This window comes from Methylophaga sp. UBA1464, from assembly GCF_002325665.1.
In the GTDB taxonomy this organism is placed as follows: Bacteria; Pseudomonadota; Gammaproteobacteria; order Nitrosococcales; family Methylophagaceae; genus Methylophaga.
Genome location: NZ_DCSO01000016.1, coordinates 29567 through 31622, shown reverse-complemented (window position 1 = coordinate 31622; position 2056 = coordinate 29567). Strand labels below are relative to the sequence as shown.

Sequence of the window (2056 nt, the reverse complement as noted above, 5' to 3'; positions counted from 1 at the left end):
CAGCTGCATTATTTCCAATAACGACCACTGGTTGTTTAATATGGACGGTAATCCAAAGAGTGTCCGGGTAAGAGGTCGATGGCGCTGCAACAATGCCAATGTGGTCGCCAAGGCCTGTGAACAAGGCTTGGGTATTGCTTATATGCCGAAAAGTACGTTTGATGAGGGTATTAAACATCACAAGCTTGCTGCCATACTCGAACCTTTCTGGGGTAAAGGAGCAAGCAGCTGGATTGTCTACAAAAACCGTCATTTTCAGCCGCTTCGGGCGCGGTTGGCTATAGATTTTCTCATCTCACATTTTTCCACTTGGAACGATACTTAATTTCAATTCTGCTTAAAACAATCACTTGTCGCATTCTCATCAAAAATATATGATCCGTATATGTTTCGTATATTAGGATGTGTTATGGGGATTGTTAAAATAAGCGATGAACTGCACGAAGAAATCCGAAAATCCAGTTCGGTTATGGTCCGCTCCATCAATGCTCAGGCGGAATATTGGATAAAAATAGGCATGCTGGCGGAGGCGAATCCGAGTATGTCTTTTTCTGAAATTATCCGTGCCCAAATGCAGCATGCCGATGTCGATATAAAGCAGATTGTCGGTGGCTAAGATCAAACTGAAAAATACAGACGAATTGGCTGTGATGCGTGAAGCCGGATGGTTACTCGCCTCGGTGTTCCGTTATCTGGATAATCACGTGAAAGTGGGTATCACGACTATGGATATCAACCATCTGACCGAGCGGTTTATTGTTGACCAACTGGGCGCTCGTCCAGCGAGTAAAGGGCAATACGGTTATCAGTACGTGCTTAATACCTCCATGAATCATGTGGTCTGCCATGGTGTTCCCTCAGACAATCAAAAACTGAAATCGGGCGATATCGTGAATGTCGATATCACGTTGGAAAAGGGTGGATTTATTGCTGATTCCAGCAAAATGTACATGATGGGGGACGTCACGCCGCTTGCTAAGCGTTTGGTCGATAAAACCTATGAAGCCATGTGGGAGGGGATTCGCATTGTGAAACCTGGCGCAACGTTAGGTGATATTGGTCATGCGATTCAGCTTTATGCCGAGAGGCAAGGATATTCTGTTGTTCGTGAATATTGTGGACACGGTATAGGTCGGGAAATGCACGAAGAACCGGCAGTACTTCACTTTGGTCAGCCCGGGAAAGGTCTGGTTTTGCAGGAAGGGATGACCTTCACCATCGAGCCGATGATCAATCAGGGAAAGGCAAAAGTGAAGACCAGAAAAGATGGATGGACGGTCGTTACGGCTGATAAAAAGTTATCTGCTCAATGGGAACATACCATTGCGGTCACATCGAACGGGTATGAAGTGCTGACCCTGCGGGATGAAGAACGTATTCCTGAATCTTTATAAAGATCAAAAGCCCTGCTAAGGGTGCATTTGATGTTTGCTGATCAAAAAAAATACTCGTCGATTTTTCGGTTGGTAGCATTAATCATGGGCGGGTATGTTATCCATTGTTGTAACGACGGATGGCCGTATGCGAATTCAAAACCCGGACCAAATCAAAAACTACTATCAAGCGTTGCTGAACCGTGATGAAGCTTATGTCGGAATTTTCTATGTGGGCGTCATCACCACGGGCGTTTTTTGCATCTCGATCTGTCGTGCCCGAAAACCAAAACCTGAGAATGTCGAGTTTTATAGCACGTTTAAAGATGCGCTGAATGCTGGTTATCGGCCATGTAAAATCTGTCGACCTACCGAGAACGCCAATGAGGCACCCAAACAGGTGACGGCAGCGATTGAGTTAGTCAGAAGCCATCCGAAGCAGAAAATTTCGGATGATCAGTTGCAACAACTCGGTATCAGTCCAGAACAAATCCGCCGTTGGTTTAAGAAACACTACGGCATGACATTCCAAACGTTCCAGCGGATGTATCGTATTAATACTGCCTTTCAGGAATTAAAGCATGGCAAAACAGCGACGGATACTGCTTTTGATAGTAGCTACGAATCACTCAGTGGATTTGGCTATACCTTCAAGAAAGTGATGGGGCGGTCGCCAGCACAAT

4 protein-coding genes are annotated in these 2056 nt (G+C 45.4%); all 4 read left to right on the top strand.

Features of this window, described 5'->3' with window-relative positions; translation table 11 throughout:
- On the top strand, window positions 1–325 hold a 325-nt coding region (locus B3O33_RS01755), incomplete at its 5' end, for a LysR substrate-binding domain-containing protein (protein WP_292362809.1).
- An 84-nt stretch (window positions 326–409) separates the two neighbouring features.
- Window positions 410–616, top strand: a complete 207-nt coding sequence (locus B3O33_RS01750; RefSeq protein WP_292362172.1) for a ParD-like family protein — start codon at window positions 410–412, stop codon at window positions 614–616.
- On the top strand, window positions 609–1394 hold the full coding sequence (gene map, locus B3O33_RS01745) for a type I methionyl aminopeptidase (protein WP_292362173.1): 786 nt from the start codon (window positions 609–611) through the stop codon (window positions 1392–1394). Before B3O33_RS01750 ends, map begins: the two co-directional genes overlap by 8 nt.
- A 127-nt stretch (window positions 1395–1521) precedes the next feature.
- A partial coding sequence (locus B3O33_RS01740) for a bifunctional transcriptional activator/DNA repair enzyme AdaA (protein ID WP_292362808.1) occupies window positions 1522–2056 on the top strand: 535 nt, incomplete at its 3' end.